At 62.8% G+C, this 18551-nt stretch carries 20 protein-coding genes and 1 pseudogene; 16 read left to right on the top strand and 5 right to left on the bottom strand.

Annotation, left to right across the window (positions count from 1 at the left end):
- Positions 1-311 precede the first annotated feature (311 nt).
- Positions 312-908 carry an Ltp family lipoprotein gene (locus tag CGLUCO_RS11245; RefSeq protein ID WP_005393593.1) on the top strand — a complete coding sequence of 199 codons (597 nt, stop codon included), beginning with the start codon at positions 312-314 and terminating at the stop codon, positions 906-908.
- Between the two features lie 150 nt (positions 909-1058).
- Here the strand turns inward: CGLUCO_RS11245 and CGLUCO_RS11240 are convergent, their stop codons facing one another.
- A complete protein-coding gene (locus tag CGLUCO_RS11240) occupies positions 1059-2414 on the bottom strand; it encodes a M20/M25/M40 family metallo-hydrolase (protein ID WP_005388609.1) in 1356 nt (451 codons plus the stop codon).
- Positions 2415-2595: 181 nt separating this feature from the next.
- Here CGLUCO_RS11240 and groL point away from each other — a divergent pair, with 181 nt between their 5' ends.
- The 4 genes from groL to ppk2 all read left to right on the top strand — a co-directional run bounded on the left by groL (position 2596) and on the right by ppk2 (position 6127).
- A complete protein-coding gene (groL, locus tag CGLUCO_RS11235) occupies positions 2596-4239 on the top strand; it encodes a chaperonin GroEL (RefSeq protein ID WP_034988764.1) in 1644 nt (547 codons plus the stop codon).
- Positions 4240-4687: 448 nt separating this feature from the next.
- On the top strand, positions 4688-4879 hold the full coding sequence (locus CGLUCO_RS11230; protein ID WP_005388613.1) for a hypothetical protein: 192 nt from the start codon (positions 4688-4690) through the stop codon (positions 4877-4879).
- Between the two features lie 40 nt (positions 4880-4919).
- Complete coding sequence (locus tag CGLUCO_RS11225) at positions 4920-5105, top strand: hypothetical protein (RefSeq protein ID WP_005388614.1); 186 nt, start codon at positions 4920-4922, stop codon at positions 5103-5105.
- Positions 5106-5230: 125 nt separating this feature from the next.
- On the top strand, positions 5231-6127 hold the full coding sequence (gene ppk2 / locus CGLUCO_RS11220; RefSeq protein ID WP_005388615.1) for a polyphosphate kinase 2: 897 nt from the start codon (positions 5231-5233) through the stop codon (positions 6125-6127).
- Here the strand turns inward: ppk2 and CGLUCO_RS11215 are convergent.
- Together CGLUCO_RS11215 and CGLUCO_RS11210 are read right to left on the bottom strand one after the other, a co-directional pair.
- Entirely contained in the window at positions 6124-6618 is a 495-nt protein-coding gene (locus CGLUCO_RS11215; RefSeq protein ID WP_198481507.1) for a MarR family winged helix-turn-helix transcriptional regulator, read from the bottom strand. The genes ppk2 and CGLUCO_RS11215 overlap by 4 nt on opposite strands.
- A gap of 67 nt (positions 6619-6685) precedes the next feature.
- On the bottom strand, positions 6686-7168 hold the full coding sequence (locus CGLUCO_RS11210) for an inorganic diphosphatase (RefSeq protein ID WP_005393598.1): 483 nt from the start codon (positions 7166-7168) through the stop codon (positions 6686-6688).
- Between the two features lie 81 nt (positions 7169-7249).
- Here CGLUCO_RS11210 and dacB point away from each other — a divergent pair, with 81 nt between their 5' ends.
- The 9 genes and pseudogenes from dacB to CGLUCO_RS11170 all read left to right on the top strand — a co-directional run bounded on the left by dacB (position 7250) and on the right by CGLUCO_RS11170 (position 14917).
- A complete protein-coding gene (dacB, locus tag CGLUCO_RS11205) occupies positions 7250-8494 on the top strand; it encodes a D-alanyl-D-alanine carboxypeptidase/D-alanyl-D-alanine endopeptidase (protein WP_005393600.1) in 1245 nt (414 codons plus the stop codon).
- Between the two features lies 1 nt (position 8495).
- Positions 8496-9383, top strand: a complete 888-nt coding sequence (gene tilS / locus CGLUCO_RS11200; protein ID WP_198481471.1) for a tRNA lysidine(34) synthetase TilS — start codon at positions 8496-8498, stop codon at positions 9381-9383.
- Entirely contained in the window at positions 9380-9940 is a 561-nt protein-coding gene (gene hpt / locus CGLUCO_RS11195) for a hypoxanthine phosphoribosyltransferase (protein WP_005393603.1), read from the top strand. The genes tilS and hpt overlap by 4 nt, the downstream gene beginning before the upstream one ends.
- 4 nt (positions 9941-9944) lie before the next feature.
- The gene (ftsH, locus tag CGLUCO_RS11190; RefSeq protein WP_084036501.1) at positions 9945-12275 is read left to right on the top strand and encodes an ATP-dependent zinc metalloprotease FtsH; all 2331 of its coding nucleotides are present in this window, start codon (positions 9945-9947) and stop codon (positions 12273-12275) included.
- Positions 12275-12844: a GTP cyclohydrolase I FolE gene (folE, locus tag CGLUCO_RS11185; RefSeq protein ID WP_005388630.1), complete on the top strand. Its 570-nt coding sequence runs from the start codon at positions 12275-12277 to the stop codon at positions 12842-12844. Before ftsH ends, folE begins: the two co-directional genes overlap by 1 nt.
- 3 nt (positions 12845-12847) lie before the next feature.
- Positions 12848-13687, top strand: coding sequence for a dihydropteroate synthase (folP, locus tag CGLUCO_RS11180; RefSeq protein WP_070741557.1), 840 nt, complete (start codon positions 12848-12850; stop codon positions 13685-13687).
- Positions 13680-14033, top strand: a pseudogene (folB, locus tag CGLUCO_RS13085) (dihydroneopterin aldolase); the annotation flags it as partial. The gene folP and the pseudogene folB, both read left to right, overlap by 8 nt.
- Positions 14034-14048: 15 nt before the next feature.
- On the top strand, positions 14049-14459 hold the full coding sequence (gene folK / locus CGLUCO_RS13080) for a 2-amino-4-hydroxy-6-hydroxymethyldihydropteridine diphosphokinase (protein ID WP_363325319.1): 411 nt from the start codon (positions 14049-14051) through the stop codon (positions 14457-14459).
- The gene (locus CGLUCO_RS11170) at positions 14456-14917 is read left to right on the top strand and encodes a DUF3180 domain-containing protein (protein WP_005388634.1); all 462 of its coding nucleotides are present in this window, start codon (positions 14456-14458) and stop codon (positions 14915-14917) included. The genes folK and CGLUCO_RS11170 overlap by 4 nt, the downstream gene beginning before the upstream one ends.
- 96 nt (positions 14918-15013) lie before the next feature.
- Here the strand turns inward: CGLUCO_RS11170 and CGLUCO_RS11165 are convergent, their stop codons facing one another.
- Entirely contained in the window at positions 15014-16144 is a 1131-nt protein-coding gene (locus CGLUCO_RS11165) for an HNH endonuclease signature motif containing protein (RefSeq protein WP_198481472.1), read from the bottom strand.
- 144 nt (positions 16145-16288) lie between these two features.
- Positions 16289-16966 (bottom strand): pantoate--beta-alanine ligase, encoded by a 678-nt coding sequence (locus CGLUCO_RS11160; protein ID WP_070741566.1) that lies wholly within the window; start codon positions 16964-16966, stop codon positions 16289-16291.
- 73 nt (positions 16967-17039) lie between these two features.
- Between CGLUCO_RS11160 and CGLUCO_RS11155 the strand changes: the two genes are divergently transcribed.
- Positions 17040-17993, top strand: coding sequence for a DUF6779 domain-containing protein (locus CGLUCO_RS11155; protein WP_084036503.1), 954 nt, complete (start codon positions 17040-17042; stop codon positions 17991-17993).
- A gap of 2 nt (positions 17994-17995) precedes the next feature.
- Positions 17996-18538: a hypothetical protein gene (locus CGLUCO_RS11150; RefSeq protein ID WP_084036504.1), complete on the top strand. Its 543-nt coding sequence runs from the start codon at positions 17996-17998 to the stop codon at positions 18536-18538.
- The last annotated feature ends 13 nt before the right edge of the window (positions 18539-18551 follow it).

Below are 18551 nucleotides of genomic sequence, written 5' to 3'. Positions count from 1 at the left end.
ATACATCCCCCACATGTGGGGTAAACCGTTTTAATTGTACCGGGAAAGGTCTGACCCCGCCGAAGTGGGGTTTGTCATCCTCCACGCACCAGCGTGGGCGTGTCGTGTGTTCGAACATGTTCTAAAAGGTGTAAGAACGCGTGCCCGCCGCTTTTTACTTTTGTGTCATGAACAGCAGCGGGGTCTCTTCCCCGGCACCCCGCCGGGGACCACGCGGTTCATCTAGAGACGCTTCGCTCATCTAGAGACGCTTCGCTCATCTAGAGACGCTTCGCTCATCTAGATGCGAGTAGGAAAAAGGAAAAGTGAACATGACCAATCAATGGCCTGCCAACGCAGAAAACCCGGCCCAGCCCGTGGAAGCACCGAAGAAGCCTTGGTACAAGAAATGGTGGGTATGGCTCATCGCCGCCGTCGTCATCATCGGAATCGCCGGCAGCGGCGGAAACAGTGATAGTGACAAAGATCAGGCCGACACCCCCGTCACCTCCACAGTGACGAGCACGCAGGCGCAGGAAGCCCTCGACGCACCAAGCTCCGAGGCAGCCCCCGCAAAGGAAACCTCGGAAGCACCGGTCACCGAGGAAAAGGAAAAAGAGGCCGATGTGCCCAAGGAGTACAAGAACGCGCTCCGCAGCGCCAAGTCGTACTCAGACATGATGCACATGTCCAAGCAGGGGATCTATGACCAGCTGACAAGTGAATATGGCGACCAGTTCTCGCCCGATGCTGCGCAGTACGCCGTCGACAACCTGAAGGCCGATTACAAGAAGAACGCGTTGGAATCTGCCCGCAATTACGAGGAATCCATGGCTATGTCCCCGTCTGCGATTTACGACCAGCTCGTGAGCGAATACGGCGAGAAGTTCACTGCAGAAGAGGCCCAGTACGCAGTGGACAACCTCTAAAGGTTCGGCCGTTCGGCAGAATGTCCTAACCAACACTTACATAGCGCGCCCAAAGCGCAATGCCCGGAACCACGTGGTTCCGGGCATTGTCTCGTTTATAACGCGTTCGGGAGAACGCGCGAACGCGGGTACACAGCGGGTACGCGCGCGTTAGATCGACAGCAGGAGCAGCGCCTCAGCCACAGCGATGGCGTAAATCTCCTCCGGGTCGACGGACTCGTTGGGGGAGTGGATGTTGGCGGCGGGCTCCTCCACGCCGTACAGGGCAATCTCGGAGTCGGGGTAGAGTCCCTGCAGCTTCGTGGTCAGCGGGATGGAGCCACCCATGCCCACCTTGACTACCTCGGCACCGTCGTAGGCGGCGGAAAGCGCCTCCTCCAGCAGCTGAATGGCAGGGCCGTCGAGCTTGGCGGAAAATGGTTGGGAGACCTCGGACAGCTCGATCTCACACTGGGCGTTGAACGGCACATGGTTTTCCACGTGTGCCTTGAGCTTTTCGGCCACCTCGTGGGCGTCCATCTTCTCCGGCACGCGGAAGTTGACGCGGGCGCGGGCAATGTTGGGCACCGCGTTGACGGCCTCCTCCACCGGGGTGGAGCTAAAGCCGGTGACGGTGACGGCGACGCGGGACCACAGCTGGTCGGAGGGCGTGCCCTTATCGCCGGCAATAATATCTACGCCCTCGAGAACGCCGGCGTCCTTGGCGAAGTCCTCCGCCGAGTACTGCTGGCCCTCCCACCTGACGGTGTTGTCCAGGCCGTCGATGACGACGAAGCCGTCCTCGTCGCGCAGCGAGTCAAGGGTGCGGATGAGGGCGAAGGTGGCATCCGGTGCGGGGCCGCCGAACTCACCGGAGTGGGCGGGGGAGGCCATGGTTGTGATGGTGATGTCCATCTGGCCGCCGCCGCGCAGGCTGGATGTGATGGTGGGCACGCCCGCCTTGGCGTTGCCGGCATCCACGATGCAGATGACATCCGCCTTGAACAGCTCGGGGTTGGATTCGATGAGGGAGTCGAGGCCTTCGCCGCCGACCTCCTCAGATCCCTCGATGACAATGCGCAGGTTGGCTCGTGTTCCTCCCAGCTTTTCGACGGCCTCAAGTACCGCGAGGTGCGTGGCAATATTGCCCTTGCAGTCTGCGGCGCCACGGCCGTACCAGCGCCCGTCGCGCTTGGTGAGGGTGAACGGGTCGGAATCCCACTTCTCCGGATCACCCGCGGGCACAACGTCGTAGTGGGAGTAGAGGAGGACCTCGGGTGCGTCGGCCTCGCCGGCGCGGGTGCCAACAAGCGCAAGCGTGCCGTCGGAGGTCTCGTGGGCCTCCATCTCGATACCGAACTTTTCAAACGCTTCCTTTACCCACAGCGCAGCCTCGCGGTTGCCGGCCTCGCCACGCGGGGAATTGAAGGCCACGAGCTCACTGAGGGTACTAAAGATACTGTCTTTTTGCTTGTCGACGGCTTCGCGCACCGTCTTTCCGTCCAATTTCAATGTCATAACCATCATGGTAGCCCTCGCCCAGGTGAGCGGCTACTGTCTTGCACTCTCGGGGGTTGAGTGCTAAAAATGGTTTTTAGCACTTCCAGTTTGAGAGTGCTAAATGAACGAAGTGTAGGTGGGCTTGATGTCCATCGCCGTCGCGGGCACCTACACAGCACGACAAATAATAAGGAGTATCACTTCCACTATGGCTAAGATGATTGCCTTTGATGAAGAAGCACGCCGCGGTCTTGAGCGGGGTCTGAATACCCTCGCCGACGCTGTCAAGGTCACCCTTGGACCCAAGGGCCGTAACGTCGTCCTGGAGAAGTCCTGGGGCGCCCCGACCATTACCAACGACGGTGTCACCATTGCCCGCGACATCGATCTCGAGGATCCGTACGAGAAGATCGGCGCGGAGCTCGTTAAAGAGGTAGCCAAGAAGACCGACGACGTCGCGGGTGACGGCACGACCACCGCAACCGTTCTCGCCCAGGCGCTCGTCCGCGAGGGTCTGCGCAACGTTGCCGCTGGTTCCAATCCGATGAGCATTAAGCGCGGCATCGAGGCTGCAGTAAAGAAGGTCACCGAGAAGCTCCTGTCCACCGCCAAGGAGATTGACACCAAGGAAGAAATCGCCGCAACCGCTGGCATTTCTGCTGCTGATCCGGCCATCGGCGAGAAGATCGCCGAGGCGATGTACGCCGTGGGCGGCGGAGAGCTGAATAAGGACTCCGTTATCACCGTCGAGGAGTCCAACACCTTCGGCGTTGAGCTCGAGGTCACCGAGGGCCTCCGCTTTGATAAGGGCTACATCTCCGGCTACTTCGCCACCGACATGGAGCGCCTGGAGGCTGTCCTTGAGGATCCCTACATCCTTCTCGTTGGCTCCAAGATCTCCAACGTCAAGGATCTCCTCCCGCTCCTGGAGAAGGTCATGCAGTCCGGCAAGCCTCTGCTCATTATCGCCGAGGACGTCGAGGGCGAGGCCCTGTCCACTCTCGTTGTGAATAAGCTCCGTGGCACCTTCAAGTCCGTCGCTGTCAAGGCTCCGGGCTTCGGCGATCGCCGCAAGGCACAGCTGCAGGATATGGCCATCCTCACCGGCGGCCAGGTCATCTCCGAGGAGGTCGGCCTGTCCCTCGAGACCGCCGGCATCGAGCACCTCGGCTCCGCCCGCAAGGTCGTTGTGACCAAGGACGACACCACCATCGTCGATGGTGCGGGCTCCGCAGACCAGATCAAGGGCCGCGAGCAGCAGATCCGCGCTGAGATCGACAACTCCGATTCCGACTACGACCGCGAGAAGCTCCAGGAGCGCCTGGCTAAGCTCGCCGGGGGCGTCGCTGTCCTCAAGGTCGGCGCAGCTACCGAGGTTGAGCTCAAGGAGCGCAAGCACCGCATTGAGGATGCCGTCCGCAACGCCAAGGCCGCTGCGGAAGAGGGCATCGTCTCCGGCGGTGGCGTCGCACTCCTGCAGGCCGCCGAGGTGCTCGAGGATAACCTCGGTCTCGAGGGTGACGAGGGCACCGGTGTTGCCATCGTCCGCGAGGCACTGTCCGCCCCGCTGAAGCAGATCGCTGCCAACGCTGGCTACGAGCCCGGCGTGGTCGCTGCCAAGGTTGCAGACCTCCCCGCAGGCCAGGGCCTCAACGCCGCCACCGGCGAGTACGAGGACCTCATGGCTGCGGGCGTCAATGACCCGGTGAAGGTCACCCGCTCTGCTCTGCAGAACGCAGCCTCCATTGCGGCCCTCTTCCTCACCACTGAGGCTGTCGTCGCCGATAAGCCGGAGCCCAAGGCTCCCGCAGCCCCCGGCGCCGACGAGATGGGCGGCATGGGCGGCTTCTAAGCCTCCCTCACGCTGACGCGTAAGCGGTAACACATCACGGGCACCTCGTCAGAGGTGCCCGTTGTTGTTTGCGTCGACGATGTAGAAACCGCTGGTTACCCCCGCGCGGGGGAGTGTGCGAAAAATTTTCTGGTTTGAACGCGCCTTATCGCTTTTTGATGCCGTATGCGTTACACAAACGGCAGATTTTTTGAAAATTCTCACCGCGTTTTCAGGTAGTCGATCCGCTAAAAACCCGTCTAGCTTGAAGTATTGTGAAAAGTCACAAAAATGAATGCAAAGTTACGCCTTTGTGGACGCTGACTAAACGTAGCAAATTTGGTGGAAAAGTTTGCAATAAACGCTTGACGGTAGGGCCGTTACCGCCTAAATTAAATCAACGACGGTCGAGAGACGTTATGAACTTGTAATCCCAGCCCCTTGGGGCTGGCCAACCCAAGGAGAAATTATGGATCTGTCTGCAATCAAGGATGCGCTGAGCTTCTTCATCGATCTCGTTGAGGGCATCACCAAGATCTTCACCAACCTGCCGAAGTTCTTCCAGGCCTTCAACCACATTGATGACCCGGACTTCTTCGATTTCGATAAGCTCCTCAAGCCGTTGCCCGAGGCTCCGACTGAGACCAAGCCCAAGAAGTAAGACAACCCCCTAACCGGATCTTTTAAACTAGGAGTTTTTCATGGAAAACATTGCTTACTACGCTGCAGATGCAGATAAGTTCAAGGTTGACGAGGGCTACGAGACCGCAGTGAACAACTGGGGCAACCTCTCCAACAGCCAGGACGGCTTCGGCTGGCTCTTCAGCCTCCTCGACAACCTCGCTGAGGTTGCCAAGGGCATCAAGACCCTCATCGGTCTTGCATAAGCTGAGCCTTTTCAGGCCAACAACGCAATAGCGTTAATCGACTAATCCCCCGCCGATTAGGCGGGGGATTTTTCGCGTTCAATTTCACCCGGCGTGCCGGCTAGTAACTGACTATTATTGTGCGTATGGCCGACGATAATGAGGAAATCCCCGTACTTGACCTAGCTAAACTGCACGGATACCACGTCGATGACAGCGACGAGGACGATCCGGTACTGGTCAAGCCCAATGGAGAACGCGTAGACACGTGGCGCGAAAACTACCCGTACGACGAGCAGATGAAACGCCCGGAGTACGAGCACATTAAACGAGCCCTACAAATCGAGCTCCTGAAATGGCAGAACTGGACCAAAGCAACGGGCCAGCGCCACATCATTCTTTTCGAGGGGCGCGACGCCGCCGGCAAGGGCGGCACCATCAAGCGCTTCAACGAGCACCTCAACCCCCGCGGTGCCCGCATCGTGGCACTGGAAAAGCCGTCGCCGCGCGAGTCCACCTCCTGGTACTTCCAGCGCTACATCGAGCACTTCCCGTCGGCAGGGGAGATCGTGTTCTTTGACCGCTCGTGGTACAACCGCTCCGGCGTGGAGCGCGTCATGGGCTTCTGCACGGAATCCCAGCACGCCGAGTTCCTGCGCGAGGTGCCGATGCTGGAGAACATGATCCTGGGTTCCGGCATTTCGCTGACGAAGTTCTGGTTCTCTGTCACCCAGAAGGAGCAGCGCACCCGCTTCGCCATCCGCCAGGTGGACCCCGTGCGCCGCTGGAAGCTGTCCCCGATGGACCTCGCCTCCCTGGATAAGTGGAACGATTACACGCGGGCGAAGGAGGAACAGTTCCGTTACACGGACACAGATGAGTCCCCGTGGATCACCATCAAGTCGAATGACAAGAAGCGCGCCCGCCTCAACGCGATGCGCTACATCTTGAGCAAGTTCGAGTACACAAACAAGGATCACGAGATCGTCGGCGAGCCCGACCCGCTGCTGGTCAAGCGCGGCCGCGATCAGATCGGCGACTAGTTCTTCTCGTCGGCCGGTGCAAGCACGGCCTTGGACATCTTCCGCAGCTGCTTCAGCTGCTTCTTGGAGGAGTCGTCCAGGGCCGTTTTCTCTGCCTCCGTCACCGCGCTGGCGAGCTTCTTGTGCAGCTTCCGCCCCGCCTTGGTGAGCGCCACCACTTGTCGGCGCCGATCCTCCGCCGCCCGGTCCCGCGTCACCAGCCCTTTGCGCACCAGCTTGTCCAGGATCCGCACCACGTCGGAGGGGTCGATGCCAAGCGCCGCAGAAATCTCCGCCTGCTGCGCGGTGGGCGCGGGTGCAAGACACGTGAGCACCCAATACTCCCGGAGCGTGACGTCCGTGGGCACAAGGGCGGCATCGACCGCGTCGCGGGTCGTTTTGCGGAGCTTCTCCAGCTGAAAAAGCGGGGACTGTGTCAGGAGGCTGGGGATCTCGCTCATAGTGCCAAGTGTAGGTCTTGCGGCCTGGTCTGCGGGCCACTTTGCCCTCATCACGGCCAAAAAATCCGCCACCCGGAACACGTGCGGGTGGCGGCGCGGTGCTTGGCGGTTGACGCGTTTAGCCCTCGTTCTTGAGGCGCTCGATGGCCTCCTTGTAGATGCGCTCGGCCTCGTCCTTGCCGGCCCAGCCGGAGCCGGAAACTTCCTTGTTCGGCTCGAGGTCCTTGTAGTGGACGAAGAAGTGCTCGATCTCGTCCTTGACGTGCTGCGGGACGTCGTCGATGTCCTTGTAGTTCTCGTAGCGGACGTCATCGACAACGCAGAGCAGCTTGTCGTCGCCGCCGGCCTCGTCGGTCATCTTGAACACGCCGAGCGGGCGCGCGGGGACGATGACGCCGGGGAATACGGACTCAGGCAGGATGACGAGGGCGTCGAGCGGGTCTCCGTCTTCGCCGAGGGTGCCCTCGATGAAGCCGTAGTCCTGCGGGTAGGCCATGGGGGTGAACAGGTAACGGTCGAGGTAGACCTTGCCGGTCTCGTGGTCGATCTCGTACTTGTTGCGGGAGCCGGCGGGGATCTCGATGGTTACTTCGAAGCTCATGTGAGTCCTTTCTGTCAAAACGTTTTACTCCGCTCCCATCCTAGTCTGTCCTCGAATTGGTCACCCGCTACAGTGTGTGGGGTGCGAAGAAAAGGTCTTTTCATTGGTGCCATCGTGGCGGTTCTCGCCGTTATTGCGGCGATCGTCGCGGTCGCCGTTTTGTCCGCTGCCCGCGCGACCACGGTAACTCCGGGGATGCAGCCGCCGTCGGCGACGCCGCTGGCGGTGCCCGCTCACCGGGATGGTCCGGTTGATCCGGCGCAGGCCCCAGAGCTGGAGGCGCTGTCGCAGGATCCGGCGCTGGGGGAGTTCTTCGGCATCGTCACGGATGTGCAGACGGGGGAGACGGTGTGGGAGAAGAATGCCGATGTTCCGGGTCGTCCGGCGTCGATCACGAAGGTGCTCACCGCCACCGCCGCGGTCCACGCGCTGCCCGCCGGTCACCGTCTGGTGACGGAGGTGTACGCGGACGGTGATACGAGCTATATCAAGGCCGGTGGGGATGTGTGGCTTTCCGACGCCTCCCTGGACCGGTTGGCTGGTATGGTCACCACCCCGCGGGTCGTCCTGGACACGTCCGTCTGGGACGGTTTCGAGCCCTTCGCCCCCACGTGGGACCCCGCCGACATCGACGCGGGTTTCGTCGCCCCCATCGAGCCGGTCATGATCAATCAGGCGCGCATCGACGCGACGACGGGCGATGTTCCCCGCTCCCACACGCCGGCTCAGGATGTCCTTGCCAGCGTCGCCGCCCGCTCTGGTGCCACCCCCGCAGGCTTGTCGACGGTTCCCCCCACCGCCACCAAGATCGGTACGGTAGAGTCCCCGCGCCTCGACGACCGCCTCAACGCCATGATGGACCACTCCGACAACGTCATGGCCGAGGCCATCGGCCGCGAACTCGCCGTGGCCAAGGGGGCCACCAACCCTGTAGACGCCGTCATCGCCGAGCTGCACGCCCTGTCGATTCCCACCGATGGGCTGAACCTCAACGATTGCTCGGGGCTGAGCGCTGACAATCGGATTGCACCCCGCACCATCGACATTGCGCTCTACACCGCGGCGACAGACGACAAGCTGCACCCGGTGCTGCGCTCCCTGCCTGTGGCCTACGGCTCCGGCACGCTTGCCGAACGCTTCGGCGGCAAGGACGGCCAGGGCTGGGTGCGCGCCAAGACGGGCACCCTCGACGCCACCTCGGGGCTCGCCGGCACTGTCACCGGTGAGGACGGCAGCGTCTACACGTTCGCGTTCCTGTCCAACGGCTCCGATATCCTCGCCGCCCGGGAATCCCTCGACACCCTCGCCTCGGCGCTGCGCAAATAACATGCACCGATTTCCAGAGCCCAGCCCCCATTTCGTGCGGGTAAGAAACGCCGTGAGGCGATGTGTGCCGTCCTCGGTGGCGGTAGGTCTTTCCGGTGGCCCGGATTCGCTCGCCCTCACCGCAGCACTTGTCGCCGAGGGCGTCCACGTCACCGCCCTGTGCATCGACCACGGCCTGCAGGACGGCTCCCGGGAGGTGTCCGAGGAGGCAGCCCGCATCGCCCGCAGCTGGGGCGCGGAGGCCCGCGTTATTCCGATTAATGTGGATCCGCCTACAGAGTCCGCTGCTCGACAAGCCCGCTACCGTGCGTTCGCCGAATGGGGTGGCCCCGTGTGCGTCGCGCACACGATGGACGACCTCGCCGAAACATTCCTCATCGCCGGCCTGCGCGGCATGACGTGCGGCATGAGAGAAACCGCCGAGGTGGAGGGCGCACAAATCATCCGGCCATTACTGGCCGTCCGGCGTACGGACACCGTCGCCACGTGCGCGGAGATCGGTGTCACCCCGTGGCACGACCCGCAGAACGCGGACCGCGCCTTCACCCGCGTGCGCGTGCGCCGGGAGGTGCTGCCACTACTCGGAGACATCGTCGGCGGCGATGCCGTACCGGCGCTGGCGCAGGCGGCACGGCGGACGCAGGCGGAGGCGACCCGCATGACGGCGACCACCGTCCCGCTGGCCACCAAGGACCTGCCGGAGGCTACCCGGCAGGACATCATCGCCGGGGCCCTGCGGGCGGCGGGTGCGAAGGTGAGCAAACCGCACGTCGAGGGCGTCGACAAGCTTCTGACCGAGTGGCACGGGCAGGGGCCGCGGGATGTCGGGGGAGGATTGGTAGCATTGCGTGTATCCGATGCGATAAAGATAGAGGAGAAAAACTCATGAGTGAGTCCCGATACGGCGACGAAGTGCAAAAAGTTCTGCTCAGCGAAGAGCAGCTGCAAACGCGCATCCAGGAGATGGCGGACAAGGTCAGCCAGGAATACAAAGACATCGATGACGATCTCATCCTCGTGTGCGTCCTGAAGGGGGCGGTGTACTTCCTCACCGATTTCTCCCGCAAACTGTCCATCCCCAGCCAGATGGAGTTCATGGCCGTCTCCAGCTACGGCAACTCCACCTCCTCCTCCGGCGTGGTCAGGATTCTCAAAGACCTCGACCGAGAGATCGAAAACCGCCACGTGCTCATCGTGGAAGACATCATCGATTCCGGTCTCACCCTGTCCTGGCTCGTGCGCAACCTCAAGTCGCGCCACCCCGCTTCCCTCAACGTCATCACCCTCCTACGCAAGCCCGAGGCCCAAAAAGCCAAGGTTGAGCTACTCGACGTCGGCTTCGAAATCCCCGACGAGTTCGTCATCGGCTACGGCCTCGACTTCGCCGAGCGCTACCGCGACCTGCCCTACGTAGGAACACTTCACCCACGGATGTACGAGAACTAACACAGTGCCAGATACTTCGAAAAACACCACACCCGCAGACGATAAGAACAAGAAGATCATTCGCTGGGCATCCATCGCCACGATCATCCTCATCGCCCTGTTCAGCTTTTCCGTGCTGACGGACGACACCCGCGGCTTTGCCAAGGTAGACACCTCCGTCGCCATGGCCGAGCTGCACAACGGCAACGTCTCCGAAGCGCGTATCGACGACCGCGAGCAGCAGCTGCGTCTCAAGCTCAAAAACCCGATCACGGTGGAAGAGCAAGAGGGCGTGGAGGAAATCATCGCCCAATACCCCGCCCGCGCCACGGGCCAGGTCTTCGACGCCGTGAGCTCCGCTCAGGTTGATTCGTACAACACGAAGGTGACCAAGGACAGCTTCTTCGGCTCCATGCTGATGATGATCCTGCCCATGCTCCTCATGTTCGGGCTGCTCATCTTCTTCTTCACGCGGATGCAGGGCGGCGGCGGAATGTTCGGCATCGGTGGCTCCCGCGCCAAGGAACTCACCAAGGACATGCCGACGAACTCCTTCGCCGACGTCGCCGGCGCCGACGACGCCCTTGATGAGCTGCAGGAAATCAAGGACTTCCTGCAGGATCCGACGATTTACGAGAAACTCGGCGCCAAGATCCCCCGCGGCGTGCTCCTCTACGGCCCGCCCGGCACCGGCAAGACGCTCATGGCGCGCGCCGTCGCCGGTGAGGCCGGCGTGCCGTTCTACTCCATCTCCGGCTCCGACTTCGTGGAGATGTTCGTCGGCGTCGGCGCCTCCCGCGTCCGCGACCTGTTCAAACAGGCCCGCGAAAACAGTCCCTGCATCATCTTCATCGACGAGATCGACGCCGTCGGCCGCCAGCGCGGCTCCGGCATGGGCGGCGGCCACGACGAGCGCGAGCAGACCCTCAACCAGCTGCTCGTGGAGATGGACGGCTTCGGCGACCGCGAGGGCGTCATCCTCATCGCCGCCACCAACCGCCCCGACATCCTCGATCCGGCGCTTCTGCGCCCCGGCCGCTTCGACCGGCAGATCCCCGTGGTCAACCCGGACCTCAAGGGCCGCGAAAAGATCCTCGAGGTGCACGCCAAGGGCAAGCCGTTCGCACCCGACGCGGACATTAAGTCCCTGGCCAAGCGCACCGCCGGCATGAGTGGTGCGGACCTGGCCAACGTTTTGAACGAGGCCGCGCTCCTCACCGCCCGCATCGGCGGCAACGTCATTACCGCCGATGCCCTCGAGGAGGCCACCGACCGCGTCGTCGGCGGCCCGCGCCGTAGCTCCCGCGTCATCTCCGAACACGAGAAGAAGATGACCGCCTACCACGAGGGTGGCCACACGCTCGCCGCGTGGGTCATGGAGGGCCTCGAGCCCGTGTACAAGGTGACGATCCTCGCCCGCGGCCGTACCGGTGGCCACGCCCGCCTCTCGCAGGAGGACGACAAGGGCATGAACACCCGCGCCGAGCTGTTCGCCCACCTCGTGTTCGCCATGGGGGGCCGCTCCGCCGAGGAACTCGTCTTCGGCACCCCCACGACGGGCGCGTCCGCCGACATCGAGCAGGCGACGAAGATTGCCCGCGCGATGGTCACCGAATACGGCATGTCGCCGGATCTCGGCCCCGTCAAGTACGGCGAGGAGCAGGGAGATCCGTTCGTCGGCCGTGGCTCGGACAGCACCCTCGACTACTCGCCCAAGGTCGCAGCGATTATCGACGAGCAGGTGAAATACCTCCTGGACAAAGCCCACGAGACCGCCTACTCCATCCTCGAGCGCAACCGCGACTACCTCGACACGCTCGCGTCCAAGCTGCTGGAAAAGGAAACCCTGCGCCGCCCGGACCTCGAGGCCATCTTCGACGGCATCGAGACCGTCTCCTCCGGCGACGTGTTCCCCGGCGAGAGCTACCGCTTTGCCAAGCAGATCGGCCGCGACCCGGTGAAGACCCCCGTGGAGCTTGCCGAGGAGCGCGGCGAGGAACCGCCAAAGCGCTTCTCCCTCCTCGAGGCCTCCCGCGCCGCCCGCGCCCGCCGCGAGAAAGAGCGCGCCGAGAAGGAAAACACCACCGGCCCCATCACCCCGCGCGGTGAAAACTCCACGCCGGCGCCCGTCTACGGTGGCACGCCGCCGCCGAAGGATTGGGTTGTACCGGGCTACGAGGAGGCGCCGACACAGTCGATAAGCCGACACGCAAAACCGTCGACAAGCCCGAAGGTGCCCGAAGGCGACCGCACCGACCCGCACAAACACCCCGGCTGGCAGTCCTACGGGGCCGGCCCGGAGGGGGAGGAACAGATTGGGTTCCGCCTCCCGGAGGAAGAAGAAGAGGAAAAGTAGTGGCAGATTTCGATTTTGAGCGCGCACAGGCAGCCGTCCGGGAGCTCCTCATCGCCATCGGCGAGGACCCCGACCGCCCCGGACTGAAAGAAACGCCCCGGCGGGTGGCCAAAGCCTTCGAGGAAAACACCGGCGGACTGCACATCAACCCCGCCGACCACCTGGAAAAGACGTTCCCGGAAAACCACACCGAGCTCGTCATCGTGCGCGACATCCCCATCTACTCCATGTGCGAGCACCACCTCCTGCCGTTCTACGGCGTCGCCCACATCGGGTACATTCCCGGTGGTCACGGTTCCGTCACAGGGTTGTCAAAGCTCGCCAGGCTTGCCGACGGCTATGCTCGCCGTCCCCAGGTACAGGAACGGTTGACCTCCCAGATCGCCGACGCACTCGTCGACCGCCTGGATACGCAGGCCGTCGCCGTCGTCCTCGAATGCGAGCACATGTGCATGACCATGCGCGGCATCCGCAAGCCCGGCTCCAAGACCACAACATCCGCGATGCGCGGAGGATTTAAGACCTCAGCGGCCTCCCGCGCGGAATTCCTCACGCTGATTAGGGGTTAAACCATGGATCTTTTCAACGCCGACCGCTGTCTCGTCATGGGCGTTTTGAACGTCACCGACGACTCGTTTTCCGACGGCGGCAAATGGAACACCTTCGACCGCGCCATCGCCCACGCCCACGACCTCGTGGACCAGGGCGCCGACATCATCGACGTCGGCGGTGAATCCACCCGCCCCGGCGCCACCCGCGTGACCGAGGAACAAGAACTCGCCCGCGTCGTGCCGGTCATCGAGGCGCTGTCCAAGGAAGGCATCGCGACCTCGGTGGACACGATGCGTGCCGCCGTTGCTCGCGCCAGCGCTTCGGCCGGCGTGACCATTTTGAACGATGTCTCCGGTGGCATGGCCGATCCCAATATGTTCGCCACCATGGCCGACACGGGCCTGCCCGTGATCCTGCAGCACTGGGACGTGACCAACTTCGGCGACGCCGCAGGCGACACGCTTGCCGGCAAGGACGTAGTGGCCGAGGTCCTCCGCCTCCTCGGTGAACTTGTTCACCGCGCCCAAGACGCGGGCGTGAAGAAGGACAACATCATCATCGACCCGGGCCTGGGCTTTGGTAAGTCCCGGCTTGCGGATTGGCAGCTCCTCAACGCGCTGCCGAAGCTCGTGGAGACCGGCTACCCGGTGCTCATCGGCCAGTCCCGCAAGCGCTTCCTCGGCGACATGCGCGCCGAGTACGCTCGCGACGAGAACACCGCCGTCGACCGCGACGACGCCACCCACGCCGTCTCCGCGCTATCCGCCTACCACGGTGCCTGGGCCGTCCGCGTGCACAGCGTCCGCGGTTCCCGCGACGCCGTCGAGGTGGCAGCCCGCTGGAGGAACCCGCGTGGCTGATCGGATTGAGCTCACCGGGCTTAAGGCAACCGGCTACCACGGGGTCTTCGACCACGAAAAGCGCGATGGCCAGGAATTCTCCGTGGACATCACGTGCTGGCTGCCGTTTCCGGACACCGACCACGTGGAGGACACCGTCCACTACGGTGAGCTCGCCGAGATTGCCTACCGCACCCTCGCCGGCCCCGCCTACGACCTCATCGAAACCGTCGCGGGCCTGATTGCCGACGAGGCGATGCTCGCCTTCCCGCTCCTGCACGCCATCGAGGTCACCGTGCACAAGCCGCACGCCCCGATCCCGCACGACTTTGCCGACGTCGCCGTCGTCCGCCGCCGCAACCGCAAGAACGCCTTCCGCGCCATCCTGTCCCTCGGCTCCAACATCGGCGACTCCGAAGAGATCTTGCGATCCGCAACGAATCGTCTCCACCCGACGAAGGTTTCCACCATCCACAAAACGGCCCCCTGGGGCGGGGTGGAACAGCCCGACTTCTTGAATCTCGCCCTGGAGCTCACCTGGTGCGGCACGCCGCTGAGTCTCTTGCGCTACTGCCAGCACCTGGAAAAGTGCGCGCACCGCACCCGCGAGATCCACTGGGGCCCGCGCACCCTCGACGTTGATGTGGTGCAAATGTACGGCGCCGAGTCCACCTCCCCGGAACTCATCGTCCCGCACCCGCATGCCCATGAGCGCGACTTCGTGCTGCGCCCCTGGGAAGAAATTGAACCCGACGCTGAATTGAACGGAACCCCCATTTCGGAGCTGCCATGAACCTCACCGACATCCGCGCCCTCATCGCCACCGGAGGATTCTTCGCCGCCGCAGCGGCCATCCTGACGTGGCGGTTCTACGGCGCGATCGGTGGTTTCTCCGCTGCAGCAAGCGTGACACTGTGGGCGATCGCCGCCCTGTGCGGATACTTGGGTTGGCGGGTGCGTCGCGCGATGAAGGATGACAACATCGGACAGGACCGCTCGCAGCTCAACCCGGTGACGGCGGCGCAGTGGCTGGTCATCGGCAAGACATCCGCCTGGACGGGCGGCATCGTCGGTGGCGCCTACGTCGGCGTCCTCATCGTCCTCCTCTTCAACCTGCACCTCGCCTCAGCTGTCGACGATCTGCCCGGTGTCATCGTCTCCACCCTCGGTGGCCTTGCCGCCTCCGCCGCCGGCCTGTACCTTGAGCGCGGGTGCCACATTCCGCCGGCATCCTCGGCAGAAGGAGCGTAATCATGGGCAGCGATTTCATTAGCGCTGCAATCTGGATCGCCCTTGTTTGGCTGATTTAAGGAGTAGGGCATGCCGGATGACCCGACTTTGGTCGGGTTATCCGTGTGCGTATGCCATGCCTGGTGGAGACGGGTCTATGGGGATGCCGAGTTGTCTTCGGGCTATTCGTATGGCGCCACCTTGGGCACACGGGTGCATGTTCAACTGAAGTGGTCCGCCGAAGGCAGGCTGCCAATACTCCAACCCATCAATTCTGACCATGTGGCCATGTTTGGGCTTATCCAGGTCATCATCGTTTCGTCCGTTGTGGAAGGGGCACAACACCATCAGGTTTTCTGTTGTGGTTTTGCCTCCGTGTTTGAACGCTTTGATGTGGTGGATCTGGGACTTTGTGGCCGGTTGGCCGCATCCCGGCCACGCGCACACGGGGTTGCGAAGCGCTTGGAAAAACCTTTCCTTCCCATCAGCAAAGCGGGGAAACTCGATGTCAAAAAGTCCAAAGTTTTCCGGCCCCAAGGGATTAACCAGAGCGCCGGTTACCTTTTTGGATAGTTCTGCCTCGAATAATTCCTTCGAGGTCATGGTGGCACCGTTAGTCAGCGAGAAAACATAGTCACCATCATCAGTTTCTGTGAAGGGAAGATCCGTCCCGATAATCACACAGGCTGTCGCAGCCGGTGGAAGCGTGCCATCATTGGCTGCCAGCGCCAACGTGATTAAACCGTCAGCGGGACATTTCGTGTCCGTTTCCTGAGCCCGGTCATAGATCTGCTTCACACGCGATGACTCTGCAGTTAACGTGAGCGTTGCGAACGTGGAGTTAGGGATAGACATGTAGGTGAGTTTCTTATCGGGGTTGTCAGCTTGGCGATAGGTCTGTAGGAGGCGAGCGCCTTCTGCGTTAATTGCGGTGATGTCCCGACCATAAGGGACCAAGGCTTCACGGATTTTCCAGGCGAACTTCTTAGGAAGCTTTGCAACAAATCGTTCGATGGCGTTCAGAGAGGCAAAGGAGCAGCCGGCAACTTTTGCTTTTTCGCGGGAGCGTTCCTGACTCCGCGGGGCGCTTGCGCGCCCGTAGTAAATGTTCGAAAGTTTCTTAATGGTGTGGGCGGTGGTCTTATCGTAGTCCAGGCGAACAAGTGCTTTTTGGGACATGCCAAACGCTTGCCCGGCGACGGTCATCGCCTGGGCAAGCAATTCAGCAATAGCACAAAGTTCGTTCATGCCACCGACGATAAACCACAATCAACACACGTCAAGAGCGGTGATACGGACCTGTGGATAACTCACCCACAGTCCCAAAAGTTATCCCCAGACCAGGTCGCATCCATGGGCCAGGACCTGGACGCAGGGTAGCGTGGGAGGGTTTTATTCGTTGAGGCGGATGTCCATGGTGTCGACAAGCTCGTGTTCGCCCACCGTGGCACGCGCAAACAGGCGGCCGGAGAGGATTTCCAACGAAGTGAGGGTGATGTTGGGGGCGACGTCGAAGACGGCACGCGCGGCGGCGAGGACGGCGTCGTCCCCCTTGGGTGCTTCGTGGGCGCCGGCGGTGAGTGCTGCGGAGAGGGCGAGGGCTGCGTGCCTTTCGTCGTCGGAAAGCAAGGCGTTGACGCGGGCGAGTGCGATGCCGTCGGGTTCGCGGAGGGTGGGCAGCGTGTGGACGGTGACCTCAAGCGCGAGGTCGGTGATTGTCTGTTGGAGGCGCAGGACTTCGTCGAAGTGGAGTTCGCTGACCATGATGTCTGTGCAGTGGGCGAGTCCGATGAGCCGTACGGTGCGGGTGAGGGAGGGGGAGTCGTCGACAAGCACATGAGGGGCGGGGGTGGAGTCGACGAAGACTACATCAGCGGGAAGTGCACCTGACGGCGCACTGGAAGCAATCGAAACAACTCCGACCACAACCGCCCGCGGGATCCGCCGCGCCGCCTGCATCAACACCTGCTGGCCGGCATCGGAATCGGGGACGAGGACGACGGGGCGCGCGGTTTTGCGCATGGCGCGGGTGTACATGGCGAGGCGGGCGGGGTCAGTAATCGTTTCCACGGGGTGTAAGCCTACCCGGGCGCGCCCGGGAACCTACCGCAGGTCGCGGACTGGGGAAGGTACCATAAGCACCATGAATATCAAGGGCAGTGAAGTTTTTCTCTGGGTGCTCATCGGGCTGGCTATCGTGGCGAGCGTCCTGATGATGTTTTCGGACTCCGATGCCTGGCAGAAAATCGCTGTTCTTGCCGCACTGTGGGCCGCAGCCCTTGGCGCGTTCCTTGTCATGAAGATGCGCGGCGAATCCAAGGCCGACGCCGACCGCGTCGCAGAGCTGGAAAATCAGCTTGACCGGGAGCGTGCGCGTGCAGATGAGGAGCGCGCCCGCAGTGAGCAGGCCATCGCCCGTTCCGAGGAGTCCGACGAGACGCTGGCCGCGATCCGCGAGCAGCTCGACGCGATGCGCGCCCAGTTGGAGGAGCTCACCGGCCGCACGTACGAGTACGAGCCGAATTCCATCACCGCCTCCGCCACGCGCCTGCGGGAGATCGGTTCGACATCCTTTACCCCGCCGGAGCCGCCTGCGCCGGAGCCGCCGCGTGAGGAGCCTGAGGACGCCGAGGTTGTTACGGCGGATCCGGATCAGGGTGGCAGCCACACGGCGGGGCACGCTGCAGAGGAGTCGAAGAGTGAGCCGGCGTGGTCGTGGACGCCGCCGTCGAGTTCCTATGTTGAGCCGTCGGAGTCTGCTGACACGTATCATGGGCGTCGCCGCAAGGAAGACGATTCGTTCGACTTCCTGCAGGAACCTGCAGTCGAGGAGGAGTCGTACCACGGCCGTCGCCGGAAGGAGGACGAGCCGCGTCGTTTCGGTGGTTGGACTCCGGTGACGGATCCGGTGGCTGCGGATGATGAGTGGCACGCGCCCGATATTGAGGACATTGTTACGGCGAAGTCTGACCAGACCGCCCAGATTCCGCCGGTTCCGGAGGCCCAGGAGCGGTCCTCGGGGCACGGCCGTCGGCGCGCAGATGACCGCGAGGGTGGCGTGTCGGTTGCTGATCTGCTCAAGAATCTGAAGAAGTAGTTGTGGCTTCACCCGCGCAGCGCGTCTGCCACATCGGCTCCGATCCGCACGTCGCCGAGGGGCTCGCCCGCACGCACCATACGTTGGTTTCCCGCCCGGAGGACGCGACGCTCATCGTTCTTTCTACCCGCGGTGATGGGCTTTTCGACGCCATTTCCTCCCTCGAGTCCCTCATTCGTCCCGGTCAGGTTGTGGTCCACACCGACCCACGCATGGGCGCGCAGGTGCTCGATCCTCTGGAGGTGCGCGGCGCGCTGTGCGTGGCGCTCGGCGCGCTGGGGGATATGTGGTGTGTGTCTGCCGTCGATGAGCTGGGGACGACGATCGGCACGCTTTTGGCCTCGGAGATGGGTGGGGTGTCGATCATTGTTGATGACGCGGACCGGCCGCTTGTGGGGCGCGTCGCAGCTGCACTGGACAGTGCGGGGGACGCGTACGCCGAGGCCCACCGGATTCTTGTCGACATCACCGGCAGCGAAGATCTCACCGGTCGCGTCCTCACCGAGCACATGGAGATGATCGCCCGCAGGCTGGGACTGGGGTAACCGAAGGGTTGGG

This window comes from Corynebacterium glucuronolyticum DSM 44120, from assembly GCF_030440595.1.
GTDB classification, from domain to species: domain Bacteria; phylum Actinomycetota; class Actinomycetes; order Mycobacteriales; family Mycobacteriaceae; genus Corynebacterium; species Corynebacterium glucuronolyticum.
This window is presented reverse-complemented; position numbering and strand designations above follow the sequence as displayed.

Excerpts from the sequence above, each read along its gene's own strand:
- CGLUCO_RS11245 (WP_005393593.1), top strand. The coding sequence starts at position 312 with ATGACCAATCAATGGCCTGCCAACGCAGAAAACCCGGCCCAGCCCGTG.
- CGLUCO_RS11240 (WP_005388609.1), bottom strand. The coding sequence starts at position 2,414 with ATGATGGTTATGACATTGAAATTGGACGGAAAGACGGTGCGCGAAGCC.
- groL (WP_034988764.1), top strand. The coding sequence starts at position 2,596 with ATGGCTAAGATGATTGCCTTTGATGAAGAAGCACGCCGCGGTCTTGAG.
- CGLUCO_RS11230 (WP_005388613.1), top strand. The coding sequence starts at position 4,688 with ATGGATCTGTCTGCAATCAAGGATGCGCTGAGCTTCTTCATCGATCTC.
- CGLUCO_RS11225 (WP_005388614.1), top strand. The coding sequence starts at position 4,920 with ATGGAAAACATTGCTTACTACGCTGCAGATGCAGATAAGTTCAAGGTT.
- ppk2 (WP_005388615.1), top strand. The coding sequence starts at position 5,231 with ATGGCCGACGATAATGAGGAAATCCCCGTACTTGACCTAGCTAAACTG.
- CGLUCO_RS11215 (WP_198481507.1), bottom strand. The coding sequence starts at position 6,618 with ATGAGGGCAAAGTGGCCCGCAGACCAGGCCGCAAGACCTACACTTGGC.
- CGLUCO_RS11210 (WP_005393598.1), bottom strand. The coding sequence starts at position 7,168 with ATGAGCTTCGAAGTAACCATCGAGATCCCCGCCGGCTCCCGCAACAAG.
- tilS (WP_198481471.1), top strand. The coding sequence starts at position 8,496 with ATGCACCGATTTCCAGAGCCCAGCCCCCATTTCGTGCGGGTAAGAAAC.
- hpt (WP_005393603.1), top strand. The coding sequence starts at position 9,380 with ATGAGTGAGTCCCGATACGGCGACGAAGTGCAAAAAGTTCTGCTCAGC.
- folP (WP_070741557.1), top strand. The coding sequence starts at position 12,848 with ATGGATCTTTTCAACGCCGACCGCTGTCTCGTCATGGGCGTTTTGAAC.
- CGLUCO_RS11170 (WP_005388634.1), top strand. The coding sequence starts at position 14,456 with ATGAACCTCACCGACATCCGCGCCCTCATCGCCACCGGAGGATTCTTC.
- CGLUCO_RS11165 (WP_198481472.1), bottom strand. The coding sequence starts at position 16,144 with ATGAACGAACTTTGTGCTATTGCTGAATTGCTTGCCCAGGCGATGACC.
- CGLUCO_RS11155 (WP_084036503.1), top strand. The coding sequence starts at position 17,040 with ATGAATATCAAGGGCAGTGAAGTTTTTCTCTGGGTGCTCATCGGGCTG.